Origin of the sequence: Rhodococcus sp. 27YEA6 (assembly GCF_044908235.1) — a bacterium.
Lineage (GTDB): Bacteria > Actinomycetota > Actinomycetes > Mycobacteriales > Mycobacteriaceae > Rhodococcus_F > Rhodococcus_F qingshengii.
This window is the reverse complement of sequence record NZ_JBIYCY010000001.1, coordinates 338,900-360,858: the sequence shown is the minus strand read 5'-3', so window position 1 is coordinate 360,858 and position 21,959 is coordinate 338,900. Positions and strand designations below refer to the sequence as shown.

Annotated in this window: 19 protein-coding genes; 14 read left to right on the top strand and 5 right to left on the bottom strand. The window is 62.9% G+C overall.

The features are described from left to right. From ABH939_RS01790 to ABH939_RS01760, 7 genes are all read left to right on the top strand, one after another. Entirely contained in the window at positions 1-1,881 is a 1,881-nt protein-coding gene (locus ABH939_RS01790) for a dipeptide/oligopeptide/nickel ABC transporter permease/ATP-binding protein (protein ID WP_225320135.1), read from the top strand. Further along, complete coding sequence (locus tag ABH939_RS01785) at positions 1,878-2,669, top strand: ABC transporter ATP-binding protein (RefSeq protein ID WP_003940215.1); 792 nt, start codon at positions 1,878-1,880, stop codon at positions 2,667-2,669. The genes ABH939_RS01790 and ABH939_RS01785 overlap by 4 nt, the downstream gene beginning before the upstream one ends. After that, positions 2,666-6,025 (top strand): serine hydrolase, encoded by a 3,360-nt coding sequence (locus tag ABH939_RS01780; RefSeq protein WP_328599363.1) that lies wholly within the window; start codon positions 2,666-2,668, stop codon positions 6,023-6,025. Before ABH939_RS01785 ends, ABH939_RS01780 begins: the two co-directional genes overlap by 4 nt. Continuing rightward, positions 6,022-7,185 (top strand): M20/M25/M40 family metallo-hydrolase, encoded by a 1,164-nt coding sequence (locus ABH939_RS01775; protein WP_404649236.1) that lies wholly within the window; start codon positions 6,022-6,024, stop codon positions 7,183-7,185. The genes ABH939_RS01780 and ABH939_RS01775 overlap by 4 nt, the downstream gene beginning before the upstream one ends. After that, positions 7,163-7,984: a GNAT family N-acetyltransferase gene (locus tag ABH939_RS01770; protein WP_404649235.1), complete on the top strand. Its 822-nt coding sequence runs from the start codon at positions 7,163-7,165 to the stop codon at positions 7,982-7,984. The genes ABH939_RS01775 and ABH939_RS01770 overlap by 23 nt, the downstream gene beginning before the upstream one ends. Then, positions 7,974-9,107: an o-succinylbenzoate synthase gene (gene menC, locus ABH939_RS01765; protein ID WP_030535169.1), complete on the top strand. Its 1,134-nt coding sequence runs from the start codon at positions 7,974-7,976 to the stop codon at positions 9,105-9,107. The genes ABH939_RS01770 and menC overlap by 11 nt, the downstream gene beginning before the upstream one ends. A gap of 123 nt (positions 9,108-9,230) precedes the next feature. After that, positions 9,231-9,911 carry a 3'-5' exonuclease gene (locus ABH939_RS01760; protein ID WP_047271154.1) on the top strand — a complete coding sequence of 227 codons (681 nt, stop codon included), beginning with the start codon at positions 9,231-9,233 and terminating at the stop codon, positions 9,909-9,911. A gap of 28 nt (positions 9,912-9,939) precedes the next feature. On the opposite strand, the gene ABH939_RS01755 is transcribed toward ABH939_RS01760, so the two are convergent. Both ABH939_RS01755 and ABH939_RS01750 read right to left on the bottom strand, forming a co-directional pair. Next, entirely contained in the window at positions 9,940-11,367 is a 1,428-nt protein-coding gene (locus ABH939_RS01755) for an amidase (RefSeq protein WP_404649234.1), read from the bottom strand. Between the two features lie 115 nt (positions 11,368-11,482). Continuing rightward, positions 11,483-12,349, bottom strand: a complete 867-nt coding sequence (locus tag ABH939_RS01750; protein WP_007731357.1) for a response regulator transcription factor — start codon at positions 12,347-12,349, stop codon at positions 11,483-11,485. A gap of 131 nt (positions 12,350-12,480) precedes the next feature. Between ABH939_RS01750 and ABH939_RS01745 the strand changes: the two genes are divergently transcribed. The 6 genes from ABH939_RS01745 to ABH939_RS01720 all read left to right on the top strand — a co-directional run bounded on the left by ABH939_RS01745 (position 12,481) and on the right by ABH939_RS01720 (position 18,534). Beyond that, positions 12,481-14,085, top strand: coding sequence for an acyl--CoA ligase family protein (locus ABH939_RS01745; protein WP_030535166.1), 1,605 nt, complete (start codon positions 12,481-12,483; stop codon positions 14,083-14,085). Between the two features lie 28 nt (positions 14,086-14,113). Continuing rightward, a complete protein-coding gene (locus tag ABH939_RS01740; protein WP_404649233.1) occupies positions 14,114-14,806 on the top strand; it encodes a TetR family transcriptional regulator in 693 nt (230 codons plus the stop codon). A 159-nt stretch (positions 14,807-14,965) separates the two neighbouring features. Continuing rightward, positions 14,966-16,123: an acyl-CoA dehydrogenase gene (locus ABH939_RS01735; RefSeq protein WP_003939784.1), complete on the top strand. Its 1,158-nt coding sequence runs from the start codon at positions 14,966-14,968 to the stop codon at positions 16,121-16,123. 87 nt (positions 16,124-16,210) lie between these two features. Continuing rightward, complete coding sequence (locus tag ABH939_RS01730; RefSeq protein WP_003940434.1) at positions 16,211-17,059, top strand: 3-hydroxybutyryl-CoA dehydrogenase; 849 nt, start codon at positions 16,211-16,213, stop codon at positions 17,057-17,059. Positions 17,060-17,223: 164 nt separating this feature from the next. Next, the gene (locus tag ABH939_RS01725; protein WP_054827072.1) at positions 17,224-18,117 is read left to right on the top strand and encodes an oxygenase MpaB family protein; all 894 of its coding nucleotides are present in this window, start codon (positions 17,224-17,226) and stop codon (positions 18,115-18,117) included. 24 nt (positions 18,118-18,141) lie between these two features. After that, the gene (locus ABH939_RS01720) at positions 18,142-18,534 is read left to right on the top strand and encodes an RNA-binding S4 domain-containing protein (protein ID WP_029256216.1); all 393 of its coding nucleotides are present in this window, start codon (positions 18,142-18,144) and stop codon (positions 18,532-18,534) included. 3 nt (positions 18,535-18,537) lie between these two features. Here ABH939_RS01720 and ABH939_RS01715 read toward each other — a convergent pair whose 3' ends face one another. Continuing rightward, the gene (locus tag ABH939_RS01715; protein WP_007731353.1) at positions 18,538-19,167 is read right to left on the bottom strand and encodes a GyrI-like domain-containing protein; all 630 of its coding nucleotides are present in this window, start codon (positions 19,165-19,167) and stop codon (positions 18,538-18,540) included. A gap of 123 nt (positions 19,168-19,290) precedes the next feature. Here ABH939_RS01715 and ABH939_RS01710 point away from each other — a divergent pair, with 123 nt between their 5' ends. Beyond that, positions 19,291-20,475, top strand: coding sequence for a metallophosphoesterase (locus ABH939_RS01710; protein WP_054827071.1), 1,185 nt, complete (start codon positions 19,291-19,293; stop codon positions 20,473-20,475). 6 nt (positions 20,476-20,481) lie between these two features. On the opposite strand, the gene ABH939_RS01705 is transcribed toward ABH939_RS01710, so the two are convergent. Continuing rightward, the gene (locus ABH939_RS01705; protein ID WP_007731351.1) at positions 20,482-21,168 is read right to left on the bottom strand and encodes a TetR/AcrR family transcriptional regulator; all 687 of its coding nucleotides are present in this window, start codon (positions 21,166-21,168) and stop codon (positions 20,482-20,484) included. Positions 21,169-21,193: 25 nt separating this feature from the next. Beyond that, a complete protein-coding gene (locus tag ABH939_RS01700; RefSeq protein ID WP_099697547.1) occupies positions 21,194-21,946 on the bottom strand; it encodes a potassium channel family protein in 753 nt (250 codons plus the stop codon). Positions 21,947-21,959: the final 13 nt, after the last annotated feature.

Here is a 21,959-nt window from a genome sequence, read left to right as displayed (position 1 = left end):
TTGAGCACCTCACCTACGGCCCCCACTGCGGCCCCCAAGACGCCCCCGCGACGACACTGGATCGTCGGAACGTTCCGCACCCCATTGGGAATCCTGGCCCTCACCTTCCTGACCGCTCTGATCGCCCTCGTCATCTTCGGACCGATGATCTGGGGTGACGCCGCTGTCGCAGCCAACCCGAAGGCACTCTCTCAGGGACCGAGTTCCGAGCACATCTTCGGCACCGACGCCGGCGGGCGTGACGTCTTCGCCCGCACGATGACCGCCGCGAGACTGTCGGTGCTCATGGCTCTCGGAGCCGTCGCACTCGGTGTCACAATTGGCCTGATACTCGGTACGCTCCCGACGCTCGCTCCCCGCTGGGTCGGACGAATGGTCGTGGCATTCCTCAACTTCGCCATCGCATTCCCCGGACTGCTCCTCGCGATCTTCCTGTTGGTCGTTCTCGGACAGGGTGCTGGCAGCGCGGTGATCGCCATCGGTCTCGCCCTGGCCTCGCCGTTCGCGAGGTTGACGTACGCACTGGCTTCGTCGGTCAACGGACGCGACTTCATCGACGCAGCACGCATCCTCGGGGTTACCAAGCCGGGGCTGCTGTTCCGCCACATTCTCCCCAATATCCGTGAACCACTCATCGTCAATGCCAGCATCGCTGTCGGCAGCGGCCTGGTGGTCTTCGCCGGACTCTCGTTCCTCGGCTTGGGCATTCAGCCGCCTGCATTCGACTGGGGCCGGATGCTCAACGAAGGTCTGTCGAAGATCTTCGTCAACCCGGCCACCGCACTCGCCCCCGGCATCGCCGTCGTGCTCGCCGGCTTGACCTTCACGCTGCTCGGCGAGGCCATTGCTCGCGGCGCGGGAGTTCGCAGCCCGATCAGCAGTCGCCTGCCGAAGTGGAAGCCGATCAACCGGAAAACTGCCCAGGCCGATTCGGCGCCCACCGACGAAGACGCGGTACTGACCGTCCGTAACATGTCCGTCGCAGTCCCCGCGGGTGACGACTGGCGTCGCCCCGTCGACAACATCAGTTTTACAGTTCACCGCGGCGAAACCGTGGGCATCGTCGGTGAATCCGGGTCCGGAAAGTCACTGAGTTGCATGGCAATCGCGCAGCTGACCGACCACCCCACCGTGGTCGACGCCGGGCTCATCGAGTTCGACGGCACCGTGCTGATGAAGGACGGCAAGCGGCCGGACGACGCGGCTTCGCGCAAGGTTGCCCGCCAACTCGGCACACGTATGGCGATGGTGTTCCAGGATCCGATGTCGTCCATGAATCCGTCTCTCAAGGTCGGATACCAGGTCGCCGAGATCGGTTGGCTCCACGAAGGTATGAGCAAGGCCGACGCGAAGAAGGCGGCAGTCGAGCGACTGAACGCCGTCAAGATCCCCGACGCGCCCAGGCGTGCGAAGCAGTACCCCCACGAGTTCTCCGGCGGTATGCGTCAGCGCGCGATGATCGCCATGGGTCTGATGGGTAAGCCCGCTCTGATCATCGCGGACGAACCCACCACTGCGCTCGACGTGACCGTTCAGCGTGAGGTCCTCGGGCTGCTCCACGAGGTTCGCGAAGAAACCGGCGCCGCAATCCTTCTCATCTCGCACGACATGGCCGTCATCACCGGCATGTGCACCCGTGTCCTGGTCATGTTTGCCGGCGAAATCGTCGAAGACATCGCAGTAGACGATCTGATTGCCGGCCGTGCAAAGCATCCGTACACCCGCGCGCTGATCGCCGCGGTCCCCACCATGAGCACCGATCGCGACAAGCCGCTTGCCACCGTCGACGAAGCCTGGCAGGTGGAGAGCCTCGACGCCGAGGAGAGCACCGCCGACATCGAGTTGGAAGAACTGTTGGCTGTTGCAGAGGAGATCCGATGAGCAGACTCGAATTCCGTGACGTCAACGTCCACCTCGGTAGCGGTTCGAAAAAATTCCACGCCGTCAAGAACATCAATCTCGACATCCCCTCCGGATCGGTGGTCGGTCTCGTCGGTGAATCGGGTTCCGGAAAGTCGACACTGGCGCGAGCAACTGTCGGCCTGGCCGAGCCCAGTTCCGGCCAGATCCTTCTCGACGGTGTGGACGTCGCTCACGCCCGCGGCGCGACGGCTCGTCTGCGCCACCGGATCCAGATGGTCTTCCAAGATCCGTACTCGTGCCTCGACCCGCGAATGACCATCGGCCAGTCACTCGCCGAGGCGCTGCGGTCCACCGAGCGTCGTGACAAAGCTCGGCGCAGCCGCGGCGACCGCGCTGCCGAGGTCGCTCGACTCCTCACCACCGTCCAACTGCCGGTGGAGAAGGCGCACGAATACCCATCGTCGTTGTCGGGTGGTCAGCGCCAACGCGTTGCCCTCGCGCGGGCTTTGGCAGCCGCACCGGCAGTTCTGCTTGCCGACGAAATCACCTCCGCTCTGGACGTGTCCGTGCAGGGCGCGGTTCTGAATCTGTTGGTGGATCTGCAGAAGCAGCTTGGTCTGACGGTTCTGTTCGTCAGTCACAACCTGGCGGTGATCCGCTACGTCTGTGACCACGTCGCAGTCATGCTCGGCGGCGAGATCGTCGAGCACGGGCCGGTTCTCGACGTGATCGATTCGCCGAAGGAGCCGTACACGGCAAAGCTGTTGTCCGCGATCCCGACATTCGGGGAGCCGATGTTCCAATGACAACGCCGACCACTCTCGACTCCCCCGCTGCCGTAGCCCGTGCCGAAGAACGTCGTTCGGCGAGAATCCAGGATTACGCGTCCGTGGTTACACCGACCAGCATCGCCGTATCGGCGTCGGGACGCATTGCATACGTACGTACCGAATCGAATCCGGCTGCGGATACCAACGAGCACTCGATCTGGTTGGCTTCCCCGCAACTACAGCTCACCGCGGGACCTGCCGACACCTCGCCGGCTTGGCATCCCGTTTCGACGCTGTTGGTCTTCGTTCGGCCGGATTCCTCGGGCACACCACAACTGTGGAAGGTCGACGCCACCGGGGGCCCGGCAACACAGCTGACCACCACGGCGCAGCTCCCGCTCGGCGCGGGGGCACCGGTGTTCTCTCCCGACGGCGCTCGGATCGCCTTCAGCGCCCCCGTCGACCGCACTGCCGCCGGATCGTCATGCCTCTTGGTGGCGAAGCGCCTCAACTACAAGGTCGACGGATCCGGTGTCCGGGGCAGCGTTCGGGCGCACTTGTTCGAGTTCGATCTGGCCGCCGGCTCGCTTCGGCAGCTGACGGACGGCGATTGGGACGCTTCGCATCCCGCGTACAGTCCCGACGGCACCGAACTGGCTTTCACCGCGGCGATGGACGGCGACGCCGATCTGACGCGGGCGAGTTCCGCCTGGACCGTATCGCTGACTGATCTCGCCTCCACTCCGCGGATGTTGGGGCACGCACGCGGCATCGCAGGACCACTTGCATGGACACCTGCCGGCGACGCGGTCGTAGCCGTCGGTTGGCACACACCGATCATTCACAACAACGAACTTCTTGTCCTGCACCGCGACCAGCGAGTGGAAGACCGCAGCCTGACGTCCGGACTCGACCGAAACGTCATGCCGGGCGGAACCGGTTATCCCGGTGGCGCACCGAGTTTCACCGCCGACGGCGACATCGTCTTCTGCATCCGCAACCACGGCTCCACCGAACTGCACAAGGTCGATTTCGGATCAGGCTCCGTCTCACCACTTCTCACCGGCGAGCAGACAGTGGTCTCAGGCCTTGCCCTGACGTCCGGGCGAGCCGTCGTCGCGCTGGCAACGGCGACATCCTTCGGCGAGGTCGCCGTCATCGACCTCGAGACTCGTGCAGTCGAAACGGTCACCGAATTGAACACGGAACTGACAACTTCCGTCGCGTTTCCAGTCGCCTCCGAGCGTTGGTTCGACATCAGCGACGGCACCCGTGTTCAGGGTTGGATCCTGCGCGACCCGAACGTCACGGGCGCCGGTCCGCTGGTTCTGGACGTCCACGGCGGACCACACAATGCCTGGACCGGAACGCCCACCGTGATGCACGCATACCACGCGGAACTGGTCGCGCTGGGATTCACGGTCTTGATGATCAATCCGCGCGGAAGTGACGGCTACGGAAACGACTTCTTCGACGGTGTGCGGGACGGCTGGGGTGAGGCGGATCGTGCCGACCTGCTCGAACCGGTCGAAACCCTTGTCGCCGAGGGGATGGCCGATCCGAAGCAACTGGTACTCACGGGCTACAGCTACGGCGGATTCATGACGTGCGCCCTGACGTCCGTCACCGATCGGTTTGCCGTAGCGGTCGCCGGTGGTCTCGTTTGCGACATCGCGAACACAGCCGGCCCCTCGGACGAGGGCATCTTGCTGCAGACGGTCGAATTCGACCCGCAGTCATCTCGGGTACGGGAACTTTCGCCGCTGGGGCGAGTCTCCCAGGTGACGACACCGACGCTTATCCTTCACGGCGGCAGCGACGTCCGTTGCCCGGTCAACCAGGCCGAACAGTGGTTCGGTGGACTGCGTTTGGCCGGCACCCCGACCGAGTTGGTGGTTTTCCCGGACGCGTCACATGCCTTCGTGTTGACGGGTCGGCCGTCCCACCGACTGGAGTACAGCACTCGTCTCGTCGACTGGATCGAACGGCACCTCTCCCCCAAGCCCGCACTGACCACGGTCGATCCCGACTACTGGCAGTACCGACTCGACACCCTGAGTGCGAAGTACGGGGTGCCCGGCGCCTCACTGGGAATTCTGACCACAACCCGCAGCGGATTCTCCCGCACCGTGGTCACGTCCGGTGTCGTCAGTACCCGCACCGGCGTCGCGGCTACGCCCGACACGCTGTTCCAGATGGGTTCGATCAGCAAGGTCTGGACGGCCACCCTGATCATGCAGCTCGTCGAAGAAGGATTGCTGGATCTCGACTCACCTGTCCGGAACATCCTGCCGGACTTCGCAGTTGCCGACGCGGTAGCCACCGAAACGGTCACGACTCGCCACCTGTTGACTCACACCAGTGGCATCGACGGTGACGTTTTCATCGACGGCGGGCGCGGCGACGACTGCGTCGAGCGATACGTCGCATCACTGAAATCAACGGTGCAGCTCTTCGCCCCCGGCACCGATTGGTCGTACTGCAACACCGGCTTCGTGATCGCCGGACGAATCATCGAGGTTCTCCGAGGTAAGAGTTGGGACGCGGTTCTGCGCGAGCGGATCATCGAACCGCTCGGCCTGACCAAAACCACGACCCTGCCTGAGGAGACGGCACTGCACCGCGCTGCAGTCGGGCACGTCGGCGCTGCCGACGACCTCGAGCAAACACCACAATTCCTCATCCCTCGCTCGATGGGCCCCGCCGGTCTCATCAACAGCACCGCCGAGGACCTTCTTCTGTTCGCGCAGGATTCGATGCGCGAGGATCCGATTCTGCTTCAGCGGTCCACCCATCTGGCGATGCTCGAGGAGCGCCGCCAGATCGGTGACGTGTCGTCAGCGGACATCATGGGAACCACGTGGCTGCTGCATAATTGGGGCGGGGTACTGGCTCATGGCCACAATGGCGGAACTCTCGGCCAGCAGTCGTTCTTGCGAGTGGTGCCGTCGTGCGGTCTAGCCGTGGTCCTGATGGCCAACGGTGGAGCAATGGACGCTCTCTCCGGCGATCTTCTGGCTGAAGTAATCGGTTCCATAGGCGGCGTCAGTGTGACACCGGCATTCTCGCCTGGTGACCCCCACACCCGCGTCACGTCCTCACCTGAAGAACTCGATGCGCTGTGCGGCCTGTACCGCGATGCCGCAGCCGATTTCGTCTTGGAAAGGACCGGCGGTTCCCTGACCGCCCGCCGCACCGATCACATCGACCCTTCGGTCACCGCCGAAAGCGCAGAGTCCGTCTCTCTCAGCCTGATCGAAGTTCACCCTGGAGTATTCGCGACCCAACTACCTCAATCAGCGGGTTGGATCCGGATCACTTTCTCCGACAACGGGAGTACACAATTGCTACACGTCGGAAGCCGCGCGTATCCGCGAGTGAACAACCGATGACCATTCTCCGCGATCTGGCCGAGCGCCAACTTCCTCAGATCCTCGAGGACGCCATCGCGCTCATCGAAGTCGAGTCGCCGTCACACGATCTCGAAGCTGTTGCCCGCAGCGCGAAGTGGACGTCAGACCTTGTCCACGAACGACTCGGCGTGACACCGGAGTCGATAGTGACGGAAGGCCGTACCCATCTGGTGACCCGTTTCGGCAGCTCACCGACGCGGCTGATGCTGCTCGGTCATCATGACACCGTGTGGCCGATCGGCACCCTGACACGCCTGCCCGCAGCCGTCACCGACGGAGCGCTCCGAGGTCCGGGCGGACTCGACATGAAACTTGGTGTCGTTCAGGCAATCCACGCCCTCGCTATCGTCCGGGAGCTGCACGGCGACGATGCACTCGACGGAATCACACTCCTCGTGACCGGTGACGAAGAAATCGGTTCACCCACGTCGCGGTCCCTCATCGAGGAACTTGCGGCAGGCGCGGTACTGGTTCTCGAGGCCGGCGGTGACGGTGGCGAACTGAAGACTGTCCGCAAGGGGGTGTCGCTGTATCGGATCCATGTTGCCGGTCGCGCCGCCCACGCCGGGCTGGAGCCGGAAAAAGGCATCAACGCTGCAGTAGAACTGGCTCGTCTCGTGATCGCGATCAACGACTTGTCCTCGCCGGCACAGGCAACCACCGTCACCCCGACTGTCATTTCAGCCGGAACCACAACCAACACCGTTCCGGCAGAAGCCTTCGTCGACGTGGACGTGCGCGCAACCAGCGCCGCCGAGCAGGAGCGCGTCGATGCGAATATCCGAGCCCTGCAGGCAATCCACCCCGAAGCCGTAGTCACGGTCTCGGGTGGTGTCAACCGTCCACCTCTCGAAGGGACGATGTCCGCACCGTTGCTGGCGTTGGCGGAACGCGTTGCGCTCGAGCATGATCTGACTCCGCTCGTCGGCCTCGCCGTAGGCGGAGCCTCGGACGGAAACTTCACTGCCGGTATCGGTATCCCCACCCTCGACGGCCTCGGTGGCGTCGGCGGCGGTGCACACGCCGAGACCGAGCATGCGCTCGTGTCCGCAATCGCTCCGAGGACGGCGTTGGTTGCGGGCCTTATTCGTTCGATCACGTCTGAAGGGGGCCCTCGTGTCGAAAAGCAAAGCGGTTGAGTTTCGAGAACTGGTCGATACCCGCGAAATAGCCGATCTATCCGCCGTTTTCGACGAGATCTGGGCTACCAGTCCCGGACCGGCTCATTTCGGCACTGCGATGTTGGTTGCGCTTCACCACGGTGGTCACTACGTGGTGGGAGCCTTTTCCGAAGGCGAAATGATCGGTGGTTGCGTCGGATTCTTCGTCGAGCCTCTCGGCGAGGTTCTGCACTCACACATCGCCGGAGTACTACCGGGACACGCAGGCAAGGGAATCGGCCGCGCCCTCAAGCATCATCAGCGAGACTGGTGCATCGAGCGCGGCGTCAGGACGATCCGGTGGACCTTCGATCCACTGGTCGCACGAAATGCCTATTTCAACATTCAGCGTCTCGGAGCCGAACCGGCCGAATACAACCCGGATTTCTACGGGTCGATGGCAGACGGAATCAATGCAGGCGACGCCAGCGATCGTATGCTCGTCAGTTGGGACCTCGACGTCGGTGGATCTCCGAGTTCTACTGTGGCCGTGAATGATACATTCAAGGTGCTTCAACCCACCGAAGACGGTACGCCTCGAATGCTCCCGATCCCACCCGACTGCGTCGATATCGCAGTCGGAATACCCAGAGACATCGAGCATCTGAGAACAGTCGACCGCGCCTCTGCCTTTGCCTGGCGACACGCGCTTCGCGAGTACCTCGAACCACTGATCGCCTCGAAGGAATGGCAATCGACCGGCTTCGACCCCAGCGGCTATTACATGTTCACGAAAATCTGCGAGACAACCGGAGAAGAGCAAGTCCATGCACATTGAGTCCGTCGAATTGCGCGAACTGCGCATCCCTCTCGTCTCCCCCTTCACCACGTCATTCAGCACCCAGCTCGAGCGCAACACCCTCGTCCTGAAAGTGAGCGGCACCACCGACGGCCCCAACGGTCCGGTGGAGACCGTCGGCTGGGGCGAGTGCGGCTCGCTCAGCGATCCGTACTACAACTCCGAATACACCGCTGGTGCGCGGGCGATGCTTCGCGAGTATCTCGTTCCGACGCTGCGTAAGTCGCAGTCGGATCAGCCGCTCTCGGCCGAGACGGTCGGCAGCGTACTTCACCACGTCGTGGGTCACCAGATGTCGAAGTCGGCTATCGAAATGGCAATCCTCGATGCTGAATTGCGGGCTCGTGGACAGTCTTTCGCTCGGTACCTCGGTGCCACTCGCACTCGGGTGCCCTCGGGAGTGTCCGTCGGCATCCAGGACAGCATTCCGCAGCTACTCGAAACCGTCGGCAACTATCTGTCGCAGGGTTACGTGCGAATCAAGCTGAAGATCAAGCCGGGCTGGGACATCGCTCCCGTGGCTGCGGTGCGCAAGGAGTTCGGCTACGACGTTCCTCTGCAGGTCGACGCGAATGCCGCGTACACCCTCGTCGACGCGCAGTTGCTGCGCCGCCTGGACGAATTCGCATTGCTCCTCATCGAACAGCCGCTGGCCGAGGACGATTTGGTGCAGCACGCCAAGCTCGCCCAGTCCCTCTCGACTCCGATCTGCCTCGACGAGTCGGTCGAGTCGGCCAAGGATGCGGCGGATGCCATCACGCTCGGTGCCGCTTCGGTCATCAACATCAAGCCGAGCCGTGTCGGTGGATATCTGGAAGCCAAGCGCATTCACGATCTCGCCTCGGCACACGGTATTGCGGTGTGGTGCGGCGGAATGCTCGAGACCGGAATCGGCCGCGCCGCCAACGCGGCCCTCGCGGCGCTGGACGGGTTCACGCTGCCCGGCGACATCTCGGCTTCCGATCGCTTCTACAAGGAGGACATCACCGAACCGTTTGTCATCGAGGACGGCCACATCGCTGTGCCGCAGGGACCGGGCTTCGGTGTGACTCCGCGCGAAGACGTCATGGATCGCTTCACGGTCGGAACCGAGATTCTGTAGGTCCGTCACACAGTCACGCAGCAGCCACCTCCACCTTCACCCCGGAGGTGGCTGTTCGTCGTTTGTGTCGGTAGGGAGGTGCATAGTGATTCGGACATGACGTTCTGCACCGAAAGGCCCCCGATGAGTAGCTGGTCCGATCGCCCGATCTGCGCGTTCGACCTCGAGACCACGGGGCGGGATCCGTCGACCGCTCGTATCGTCAGTGCCTGCGTCGCGGTGATCGACGGTTCGAGTGTCGAAACACGCACGTGGCTACTCGATCCCGGCGTCGAGATCCCCGCCGGCGCCTCGGCTGTTCACGGCATCAGCACCGAGTTCGCGGCGCAACACGGCCAGGATTATTCCGAGGGCTACGAAGAGATTCGCGAGGCTCTGCACAATTCCTGGGCGCGCGATCACGCCGTCGTGGCGTTCAATGCCTCCTATGATCTGACGGTCATGCATGCCGAGGGTCTGCGCATCGGCAAGCCTGCATTCGTTCCGGGGTTGGTGATCGATCCGTACGTGATCGATCGGGCGATGGATACGTTCCGCAAGGGCAAGCGAACGCTTGCGGCCGTGTGCGAGCACTACGGAATTTCATTGGAGTCGGCGCACGAAGCCGAGGCCGATGCCAAAGCTGCGGCAGCGTTGGCCCGCGAGTTGGCCGTGCGGTTCCCCGACATCCTGGGGCTCGATCTCATGGTCGATCAAGCCGATTGGCACGCAGAGCGGCAACGCGATTTCGCCGAGTACCTTCTCAGCCAAGGGAGGGACGTGGCAGATGTGAACGGCCAGTGGCCGATTCGCATCATCGCCTGACGTCCTCCCCGGCTCGGACGACCGCGCGCTACGCCGGGACCGGCGGCCACACCGGCGCAATGGACCACGGACGGGCTGTTTCGAGCTGCGACGCAACCTGAATCAGCAGATCTTCACGGCCGAACGCGCCGACCAACTGCACGCCTATCGGAACGCCGGCCGAGTCATGACCCATCGGCAAGGAAATCGCCGGCTGACCTGAACTGTTGAACGGACTGGTCAAGCCGCTGTACCCGGCCGAATGCTCCCAGATCGACATAGGATTCGCCGTATCGAGCAGACCGAGCGGAGCTGCCGGCCGAGCCATCGTCGGAGTCAGCAACAGGTCGTGATCGACAAAGAACGCACCGATCACCTGGGCGGCCCGCTCGAGTTCCTGCAATGCCTTGACGACGTTCGTCGCACTTTCGGACTTCGCGCGGTCGTAGATCATCCGCGCCATCGGCTCGAGGTCGTCGTCGCGGATCGCGCGATTCAGGGCGGCGAGTCGTTCGTCGACCTCGATCGTCATCGGAATGCCCATCAACACCGAAAGCCCGGCAGTGAGCGCATCGAGCGGAAAGTTCGGGGCACCCTCGGTGACATCGTGACCGAGTTCTTCGAGCAGGCCGCCAACACCGGTCGCGACGGCCGAGCACTCCGGGTCCACCGGGGTGCCGTCAGGAAGAGCGTTACTCAAACCGATCCGCAACCGTCCGGGATCGGCACCCACTTCCTCGATGTACGGCCGCTTCGGCGCCAGGATCACGTAAGGATCGCCCACTGTCGGCCCGGCGGACAGATCGAGAAGCAACGCAGTGTCGCGGACACTTCGGGTGAGCGCGTGATGAGCACTCATCGGCGACGAGAAGAGCGTGCGCGCCGGTGCCGTCGGAGTACGTCCTCGGCTCGGCTTGAGGCCTACCAGGCCGCAGGCCGATGCGGGAATACGGATCGATCCACCACCGTCGCTGGCATGCCCGCCTGGCACAATCCCGACGGCAACAGCTACAGCCGTGCCACCCGAAGATCCGCCGGGCGAACGATCAAGGGCGTAAGGGTTACGGGTGGGTCCGAACAGCGCAGGTTCGGTACTCGCGTTCTTGCCGAACTCCGGGGTGTTCGTCTTGCCGATGACAACCAGACCAGCCTGGCGGTAGCGCTCGACGAGCGTCGAATCTTTTTCTGCCACAGCGTCGGCGAACAATCGAGATCCATTGGTGCTCGGCAATCCTGCGACGTCCATGCCGAGGTCTTTGATCACGAACGGGACGCCCTGCAGTGGACCATCCGGCAGGCCGCCTGATACCTCGTTGCGCGCTTCCTCTCGGCGCTCACTGATCACCGCGTTGACTGCCGGGTTGCGCTCGTCGAGCCTGTCCAGACTGAACTCGAGGACTTCCTTGGCGGAGACGTCGCCGCTCTTGATCGCTTCGGCCAGGCCGGTCATGTCGTTGTTGTCGAACAAATCCTGCATCGATGCCCTCATCACTCGTGTCGAACTCTGCCGATAGTGAGGTCCGTCATATCAACCGGAGTGGCGACGCAGTTCCGAAATTCCGCTTGGCGGGACCGATCAGAGAATCAAGCCCTCACAGAATCAAACCTTGCCGCCGCGCTTCCACGACCGCTTCGTGACGACTGCGGACGTCGAGCTTTCCCATCAGATTCCTCATGTACGTCTTGATCGTTTCGACGCTCAGGGACAACCTCTCGGCGATCTCGGCATTGCGCAGTCCGAGAGCGACGTACCCCATCACCTCCCGCTCGCGTGGCGACAGGACAACGGTGTTCGCGACTGGAGTGTTCGCGGAAGGTTTCGGCGACGCCAACGCCCGCAACTTTGCCTCGACCGCGAGGACCTGCGCGCTGAGAGCCATGTCCTCGAGGTTCGCCGCGATCTCGCCGAGCGCCAGGACGCTCTCGGTCAACCCTTCGGATATCTGGGCATCGCGGTTCGAACCATGTTCCACCGCAGCGGTATCGAGCATCGCCACCCGACGATCCACTTCGTCGCGAATCTCGAATTCTCGGGCCAACGCGTACGACGATCGCATCATCGTCTCTGCGATCACGTCGCCGATCGGCAGGTTGGCACGCAGTCCTCCGTAGATCGCTCCGCGAGTAACCCCGCGTACGACGATGGGGACTGCCATCAAGGATTCGATCGCTTCGGTGCCCACTTCGTAGTCGTAGTCGTGAGTGATGTGCGACGAGTTCGCGTAGTCCTGGACCGCGCCCGGTCGTTGTTCTGCGATCGCCCGACCGCCGAGTCCGCATTCGGCGTCGATCCGCAGGTTTCGCAGGATGTTGCTGCGCGTGCCGACGTGACCGGTGATGGTCAGCGACCGATCGCTGACGCAGCCGCCGAACAGAACCGGCAACTCGGTTTTGGGGTGCAGCCGACGCAGTTCGGCGCGCAACGCGTCGTCGTCGCTCGGTCTCAGTACCCTGTTCACTCTCACCTCCACGTACCCAATTCAGAGGGTAGCGGCACCTTTGGCTGGGCAATAGCGTGCATCCAGGCCATTTGTAGTGCCGATCACACTTATCGTGATACCAACCGTGCCACGTCGCCTTCGGAGGAACCGTGTCTGTCCCGACAGCTGTTGCAGCCAACAACACCCCGCTCAGTCCGCTGCGTTTTCTCGAGCGCAGCGCCGCGGTGTTCCCCGAGCGCACCGCCGTCGTTCACGGCGACCGGACCTACTCGTACCGAGAGTTCGGTGACGAGGTCGCGGCTCTGGCCCGCGTCCTGCGTGAACGCATTCAGCCCGGTGACCGCGTTGCATACCTGGCGCCGAACGTACCCGAGATGCTGTTCGCGCATTTTGCCGTTCCCCTCGCCGGCGGGGTCCTGATCGCCCTGAACTCACGCCTCGCCGGTCCCGAACTCGAATACATTCTCGATCACTCGGGAACCACGATCCTGTTCGTGGACTCCGAATTCGTCGGTTCGGTCACCTCGTCCAAGGCAAACGTGGGGAGCCTGCGTGAGATCGTCGAGATCCCGGACTCCACCGTCCCCTATCCGGACGTTCCCACCGGAATCGTCACCGGGCAGTACGCCGATCTGATTGCCGAAGGCGAAGCTCTCTCCGATCAGCCACTGCACTGGGGCGTCGACGACGAGCAGCAGTGTATCGCCATCAACTACACCTCGGGTACCACCGGAAAACCCAAGGGCGTCATGTACTCCCACCGCGGGGCGTACCTGAACTCGCTCGGCGAGACATTCCACAACGGCTTCGACGGAGCGACGAAGTATCTGTGGACACTGCCGATGTTCCACTGCAACGGGTGGTGCACGCCGTGGGCCGTCACTCAGGCCGCGGGCACACATATCTGCCTGCGAGCGGTCCGCGCCGATGCGATCTGGGACGCCATCGACAATCTGGGCGTGACACATCTGTGCGGCGCTCCTACCGTCTGCTCCACCATCGCCGACGCAGACCAGGCCCACAAGGTCGACGCCTTGCGCATCACCACCGCCGGCGCTCCCCCGTCACCGACGATCATCGGAAAACTCGAAGACATCGGTGTCACCGTCGTTCACGTCTACGGCCTCACCGAGGTATACGGCCCCTACACGATCTGCGAATACCAGGAAGCCTGGGACGACAAGCCGCAGTCCGAGCGCGCCGCACTTCTCTCGCGTCAGGGAGTCGGCATGGTGCAGGCCGAAAATGCTCGCGTTGTCGATGCCGAGATGAACGACGTCCCCGCCGACGGCCAGACCATGGGTGAGATCGTGCTCCGCGGCAACAACGTGATGCTCGGGTACTACCGCGACGAGGCCGCGACAGCCGAAGCATTTGCCGGTGGTTGGTTCCATTCCGGCGACCTCGGCGTCATGCATCCCGACGGATACATCCAGCTCAAGGACCGCGCGAAGGACATCATCATCTCAGGCGGCGAGAACATCTCCACCGTCGAGGTCGAGCAGGCGATCATGAGTCACCCCGCGGTGATCGACGTGGCAGTCGTCGGCGTTCCGGACGAGAAGTGGGGCGAGCGCCCGAAGGCATTCGTGGTGCTGGGCAAGGGATTACAGGCATCCGCCGAAGACATCGTCGAGCACACCCGCACTTTGCTGGCCGGGTACAAGGTTCCCCGCGACATCGTCTTCCCGCTCGACCTTCCTCGCACCCCCACCGGCAAGGTTCTCAAGTTCCAGCTACGCGCCGACAACTGACGCCGACGAAACCTGGATACTTGCATCCATGACCGAGCGCTCCGATGTACCCGGAACTGACCCCGCACAGTTTCGGGTACACGTCGCGTCTCAAGCGATCCGGTTGTTCTCGGAGAACGGGTACGAAGCCACCACCGTCGAGCAGATCGCCGCTGCCGCCGGTGTGTCGCGTCGGACGTTCTTCCGGCAGTTCCGCTCCAAGGAAGACGTGATCTTCGCCGATCACGAGTCCCTCCTCGAACACGTCGCAGAGTTCCTCGCGTCCGATTCCGCCGACCCCTGGGCGTCCGTGTGCGAGGCCGCGGGACTGGTGTTCGATTTCTTCCGCAGGAACCGAGACCTGTCGATGCGGCGATACCGCGTCGTACAGCATGTTCCGGCTCTTCGCGACCGCGAACTCGTCACCGGATTCCGCTACGAGCGCCTCTTCGTCGACTACCTGCGCAGCGCTGTGCCCCGCGAACCTGTCCTCGAGGTTGTCGGTTTTGCCGCAGCTGTCACCGCGTGCCACAACTACCTCTTGCGAAGCATGATCAAAGGCGACGAGGACGCCACAGCTGATGCACTAAGTCAGGCATTGCTCGACGTTCGGCGGACGTACGGCGTGGCACCCGGGTACAAGACCAGCACGCCAGAATCGAAGTCCGTGCTGGTAGTAGCCTTTCCCCCGGGCACGTCCGCTGATGAGATCACCAGAAAAATCCACGAACAACTCGGCTGACACTGCTCGTGCACCGAAACTTCACACACCCATCCCTTGACCTGGCACTCAGTGCCGTGTTTGACTGGGGTCATGGGCACCGGTCTGTCCGCGAATCTCGCTGGTAACGCCGGAGCCGCACCGACCGCCTTCAAGCCACCTTCACCAAGGAGCGTTCCCATGGCAGGAAACCCGGATTTCAATCTCTTCGCACTGAACGAAGAGCACGACGAACTGCGGGCTGCTATCCGCGGACTCTCCGAGAAGGAAATCGCGCCGTACGCCAAGGACGTCGACGAGAACGCACGTTTCCCCGAGGAAGCGCTCACCGCTCTCAACGCGTCCGGCTTCAACGCCATCCACGTTCCCGAGGCTTACGACGGCCAGGGCGCCGATTCCGTCGCCACCTGCATCGTCATCGAGGAAGTCGCCCGCGTCTGTGGATCCTCCTCGCTGATCCCCGCTGTGAACAAGCTCGGCACCATGGGCCTGATCCTCAAGGGTTCCGAAGAGCTCAAGTCCAAGGTGCTCCCAGACCTCGTCAACGGCGGAATGGCGTCGTACGCACTGTCCGAGCGTGAAGCCGGATCCGACGCCGCTTCGATGCGTACCCGCGCAAAGGCTGACGGCGACGACTGGATCCTCAACGGCTCCAAGTGCTGGATCACCAACGGCGGCAAGTCCACCTGGTACACCGTCATGGCTGTCACCGATCCCGACAAGGGCGCCAACGGCATCTCCTCCTTCATGGTCCACAAGGACGACGAGGGCTTTGTCGTCGGACCGAAGGAAAAGAAGCTCGGCATCAAGGGCTCCCCCACCGCCGAGCTGTACTTCGAGAACTGCCGCATCCCCGGGGACCGCATCATCGGCGAACCGGGCACCGGCTTCAAGACGGCACTCGAGACCCTCGACCACACGCGTCCCACCATCGGTGCTCAGGCTGTCGGCTTGGCCCAGGGCGCACTCGACGCGGCGCTGGCGTACACCAAGGACCGCAAGCAGTTCGGCAAGTCCATCAGCGACTTCCAGGCTGTTCAGTTCATGCTCGCGGACATGGCGATGAAGGTCGAAGCCGCACGTCTGATGGTCTACACCTCCGCTGCTCGCGCCGAGCGCGGCGAGAAGAACCTCGGTTTCATCTCCGCTGCGGCGAAGTGCTTCGCTTCGGACGTTGCCATGGAGGTCACCACCGACGCCGTGCAGCTGTTCGGTGGCGCCGGCTACACCACCGACTTCCCGGTCGAGCGCATGATGCGCGACGCCAAGATCACGCAGATCTACGAAGGCACGAACCAGATTCAGCGCGTCGTGATGTCGCGTGCGCTGTTGAAGTAAGGCACTTCGCGCCCCTGTGCGCCTTTCTGGTAGTTCTGACTACCGGAACGGCGCACAGGGGCTTGCCCCTAATTTTTGAGGAGAATTGTGGAACTCGTAGGCGTAATCGGCGGCGGCACCATGGGTGCCGGCATTGCCGAAGTTTGTGCAAAAGCCGGTAGCTCGGTACTGGTGCTCGAAACCAAAGAAGAATTTGCCGCCGCTGCCCGCGAACGGATCGCCAAGTCGATCAACCGCGGCGTCGCCAAGGGCAAGATCACCCAGGAAGAAGCCGACGCCGCGATCGCACGCGTCCGCGTCACCTTGGACATGGAAGAGTTCGCCGATCGCGATCTGGTGATCGAAGCTGCTCCCGAGATCGAAGCTCTCAAGTACGAGATCTTCGGCAAGCTCGACAAGATCGTCAAGCCTGCAGGCATTCTGGCGACCAACACGTCGTCGATCCCCGTCATCAAGATCGCCAAGGCCACCTCGCGCCCCGGCCAGGTTGTCGGCGTTCACTTCTTCAACCCCGTGCCGGTCATGCCGCTCGTGGAGATCGTGGTCAGCCTGACGACGTCCGAAGAGACCGTTCTCGCCGTCACCGACTACGCCAAGAACACCTTGCGTAAGAAGACGGTTCGCGCGGGCGACCGTTCGGGCTTCATCGTCAACGCTCTGCTCATCCCGTACCTGTGCCAGGCTGTCCGGATGCTCGAATCCGGCTACGCCACAGCAGAAGACATCGACGAGGCCATGAAGGGCGGCTGCGGCTACCCGATGGGCCCGCTGACGCTGCTCGACACCGTCGGTCTCGACATCGCTCTCGCAGCAGCGGAGTCGCTGTACGCGGAATTCGCAGAACCGCACTACGCTCCGCCGGCGCTGCTTCGCCGCATGGTCGACGCCGGTCGCCTCGGCAAGAAGACCGGTCGCGGCTTCTACGAATACGCCTGAGTCCGACCGCTTCACTCTTCCGGCCCCTCACCTGTTGCAGGTGAGGGGCCGGAGTTGTTTTCGGGCAGATCTAGCCGAATCCATTGACAAATTCGCGCGGCGCAGCAAAAGTCATCATTTGACAACAACCGTTGTCACATGAGCGCAGGCGGAGGGTCAACCAGATGAGCAGCGATCCGGACACCGATACTCGTCGACCTAAGCCCCAGGCGCGACCAGAGCCCCGGGAACTACGAGCCGATCCGATCGGCCCCGGTTCCCTGACGTGGACACACTTCGGCGACGTTCGCGGTCTGCTGTATCTCGGACGCGCAGGCACGCTGCAGAACATGCATCCCGCGGTAAGTGGAGCGCTGCAGGACCATTCGAATTTTTTCGACAACCCGCTCGACCGCCTGTTCCGCTCACTGCCGCCCATCTACGGCGTCGTGTACGACCGGACCGAAGAGGGCACAGGCACGCTCGTTCGCAACTTCCACACCGATCTCAAAGGAATCGACGAAACCGGCGGGCGCTACCACGCCCTCGCTCCTGACACTTTCTGGTGGACACACGTCACGTTCTTCGAGGTGATACTCGATTTCAACGAGCGATTCGCGTACAAGAAGTTCACGGCGGAGCAGAAGGACCAACTTGTCCGTGAGGCCGTAACTTGGTGGCGCTGTTACGGACTCACCGATCGACCGGCTTTCGACGACTACGTCAGCTTCCGCACGTATTGGGAAGACATGCTCGACAACCACCTGATCAACACCCACACCACAAAATGGTCGACGCGCATCGCCGAGCACGACATCGCACCGGCTCCGAAGGTTCCGACGTGGCTGTGGCGTCTTAGCTCTCGCCCCACGATGGCCGTGGCGAACTGGATCGGCAAGGCACTGATGCCGGAGAAGGCACGCAAGACCCTTGAATGGGAATGGACGCCGCGCGACGAACGGATGTACTTCTGGTTCGCCCGCTTCCTGACATTGACAGATCGGTTCTGGCATCTGCTGCCGCTACGACTGCGGTATGCGCCGCGCGCCTACTCGGGCATCCGCGCGCAGGGTCTGTGAGCACTCGTCGGTAGGCTGGAGTGCGTGCCAGCCCAACTCCCCTCCGACGCGATCAGTGTCCGCGTGGACAGCTGGACGTGGGCGGTTCGGCTGTTCAAGACACGCTCGCAGGCGGCGACGGCCTGCCGATCGGGACACGTTCGGGTCAATGGAACGTCGGCAAAGGCGGCTCAGCAGGTGAAAGCCGGCGACGAGGTGCGGGTGCGTGTATCCGGCATCGAACGCATTGTCGTCGTGGTCAAGCCGATCACGAAACGAGTCAGCGCGGTGCTGGCCGCCGATTGCCTGCAGGACAATTCGCCGCCCCCACCACCGCCCGAACTGATCGCGTCCATTCCGCGACGTGATCGTGGCGCCGGCAGACCGACCAAACGCGAGCGACGCGACCTCGAGAAGTTGCGCGGCCTCGAGCCCTGATTGCTACCTCGAAACAGGCTGACGCAGAACCGTCTTCAGTTTCTCGGGCGGTGTACGGCGAGCGTCGCTGAGATAGATCTCGTGATGATCGCCGTTGAAGCTCAGGCCGTTCGACGGGATGAACGTGTTGTGCAGCCGGTCCAGGGTAGGAGCTTCGTCGTCGTACGAGCCGACGTGAAGAATCTGGACGGACAGACCTTCCTCCAACTCGAGAAACCTGACCTTGTCGAGAGCGGCAATCTCCTTCTTGGCCCGCACTGCCTTGGCCCGGACTGCGTCAATCGACGCAGACAGTTCGGTCTCCGTGATCCACTCCGGTTGCGAGATCATCATCGTCCAATCCCACGACGACTTGTCCCGCGTCACGAACACCTCGGGGTCATCTGCCCGCCACAACCCTTCCAGCGGGCCCACGACGAAGTCGCGATCCAGTTCCTTCTTGCTCGCGAATTTGGTCGCGTAGGACACCGAATACAGCGCTTCGAGCGCCTCGGAGTACTCGGTGGCAGTGTTGGGATCACCGTGACCGTCGACGGCGAAGTAGCCGAAGCGCGGGACGGTCACGAGGGCAAAATCGCGGCGCCCGGGGGAATAGAGATCCTTGTATGCCTTCTTGACGTCGTACTTCTCCATACGCCACCCACCTGATCACTGGCCGAGTTTCAACGTTCGGAAACCTATCCGAGAACACCGACATTCCGATAGCGGACCACCGTCCCCTTGTTAATAGACCAGTGGACCTTTACTCTGGACGGGGTGACTACACCCCAGGCGACCGACGTCGCTCGAGTTCCGCGCCGCAGACCGTTGCGGATCGTTGCCATATCCGCGATTGTCGCGTCGATCTTGGCTCTGTTGTTCGTGTACCCGTGGTGGAGCTTGTTCGTCCGGCCGGACTGGCCGACAGCGGTGGCAGTTTTCGGCACCGTTCTATTTGCCGCCCTCCTGATCACCCTGCCTGCCACCATGATGCTCAGCCACGGACACACTGACCGCGATCCAGTTCGCCTGGTCGGCGACGCCCTCCTCGGAATCATCTGGGTCGTGTTCGTGTGGACCCTGCTCGGTGAAGTCCTGAGGCTCGGACTGCTCGTCGGCGGCGTGGATGACCCGCTTCGATCGAGGATCGTCGCCGTTGCGGCACTGATCACCTCGGCCGTTCTGCTGATCTGGGGCTATCGGGAAGCCATGAGACTGCCACGGATCAAGCAGGTCGACGTCACCATCCCCCGCCTTGGTGCGGGGATGGACAAACTTCGGGTAGTCGCGATCACCGACACTCACTTCGGGCCGATCAATCGCGAGAAGTGGTCCGAGCGCGTGATCGCGGCAGTCAACGATCTCGACGCCGACATCGTGGCCCACGTCGGTGACATTGCCGACGGAACAGTGGAGCAGCGCCTCGGCCAAGCCACCCCACTCGCGTCGGTGGAAGCCAGACTCGCTCGTGTCTACGTCACCGGGAATCACGAGTACTTCCACGAGGCTCAGGAGTGGCTCGACTACATGACCTCGATCGGCTGGGATGCCCTGCACAACCGGCACCTCGTCGTCACCAAGGGCGGCGACAACCTGGTCATCGCCGGAGTCGACGACGCCACCGCTCTGGGATCGAAGCTCGACGGTCACGGCGCGAACTTCGATATGGCCCTTGCCGGCACCGACCCCGATTTGCCGATCCTGATGCTCGCCCATCAACCGAAGCAGGTAACTCAGTCCGCTTCCGCGGGAGTGGATCTGCAGCTCGCCGGTCATACCCACGGCGGACAGATCTGGCCGTTCAACCTTCTGGTCAAACTCGATCAACCGTCGGTGCACGGGCTCACCCGTCACGGCGACCGCACGCAGTTGTACACAAGCCGCGGAACCGGGTTCTGGGGTCCACCATTCCGCGTGTTCGCACCGAGCGAGATCACCGTCCTGACGCTGCACAGCGCCTGAACGGGCTCAGCTCGTTCGGGTTGCCGCTCGCGCCGACAGCCCGACGAGCTGATTGATCAGACCTTCACGTAGGCCGGTTGCGAACATGTCGGCAGCAGGGGGCGCCTGCATCTCGTTCAGTACGACGACCATGGATTCGGCAGGCTCGGCAGTCGGCCACAAGCCTGCAACAATCACCAGGGTTACCTTGGCGAATTGAGCCGCGTCGCCCTCCGAGAGGTGAGGCAATTGCGAATGAATCAGCGACGCAAACCTTCCCGAGTTGACCGTTGCCCGCTTCTTGAAGTCACGGGCGAAGTCGACGGAGATGTTTCTTTCGAGGACACCTGCCATGACGCTCATCAACTCACACAGTAAACGCTGTGCGACAAGCGATTCCGCAACCGTCGATGCCACATGGATTTCAGTGGCGAACGGCGAGTCGTCACCGGTCGGGGTCAACGACTCGGACAACCCGTCCAACCACGCAACCCAGTTCTCGTCGAGCACTTCGAGAAAGATGGCTTCGCGACTGTCGAAGTAGCGAAGCACGTTGGATTTCGCCAGTCCGACGCTCTCACTGAGCTCACGCAGGCTGATGTCGGCGACAGGCCTGGACCCGAGCATCGCGCGGGCCGCATCGAGAATCGCGCACCGACGTGCTTCGATCTGCTCAGGCCTGCGCGCGCGCTGAAATCCGTGGGTCGCCACCATCACGCAAGATTATCAGACTATCGTTCTATTGTTCGCTGCGATGCATGTCAGTTGTCCGAAGACGCGTGCTGCGCCACGACAGGTCCGCCACCTGCTTACGCGTCGCGGCCTGGGATGCCTCGTCCTGTTCCGCCACGCGCTCGACCAACCAGGAAGCGAGTGTGGCAGTCACGATGCCCAGCAACGCAATTCCGCCGATCATCAATGCTCCGGCGATCATGCGCCCGGTCGTGGTAACGGGCGCCATGTCTCCGTAACCGACGGTCGTGACCGTCTCCATCGCCCACCACAATGCCGTTCCGTACGACGTGATGGCAGCGCCCTGCGCGTGACGCTCGGCATCGAGCATGGCCAGCGCCGCGACACCGATCAGCAAGGCCGTGGCACCAGTGGCGTAAATAACCACCCGTCCACGCAAGCTTTGCCCGCTCGAGCGGTGAACTATCGCAAGCAGTGTGACCAACCGAAGTAGGCGCAGCGGACGCAGCATGGGCAACACCACCATCGCCAAGTCCAAGAGATGCCTGACGAACCAGCGACCGCGGGCAGGTGCCAACCACAGGCGAACTGCGTAGTCGACGGCAAAAACGACCCACGCAGCCCACATCGTCCATTCGGTCAGACGATGTGGAAGGCCCGTCGGTTGCGCCAGCACTTGGTACGCGTACGCCACCAAGAACAGGCAGGCCGCAGCGGTCAACGGGATGTCGATGGCTAGCTGCCATTTCTCCAACGTCCACGCAGCGCGGCGGTGCGCCGACTTCGTCGATTCGTTCATCCGAGAAGTCTGA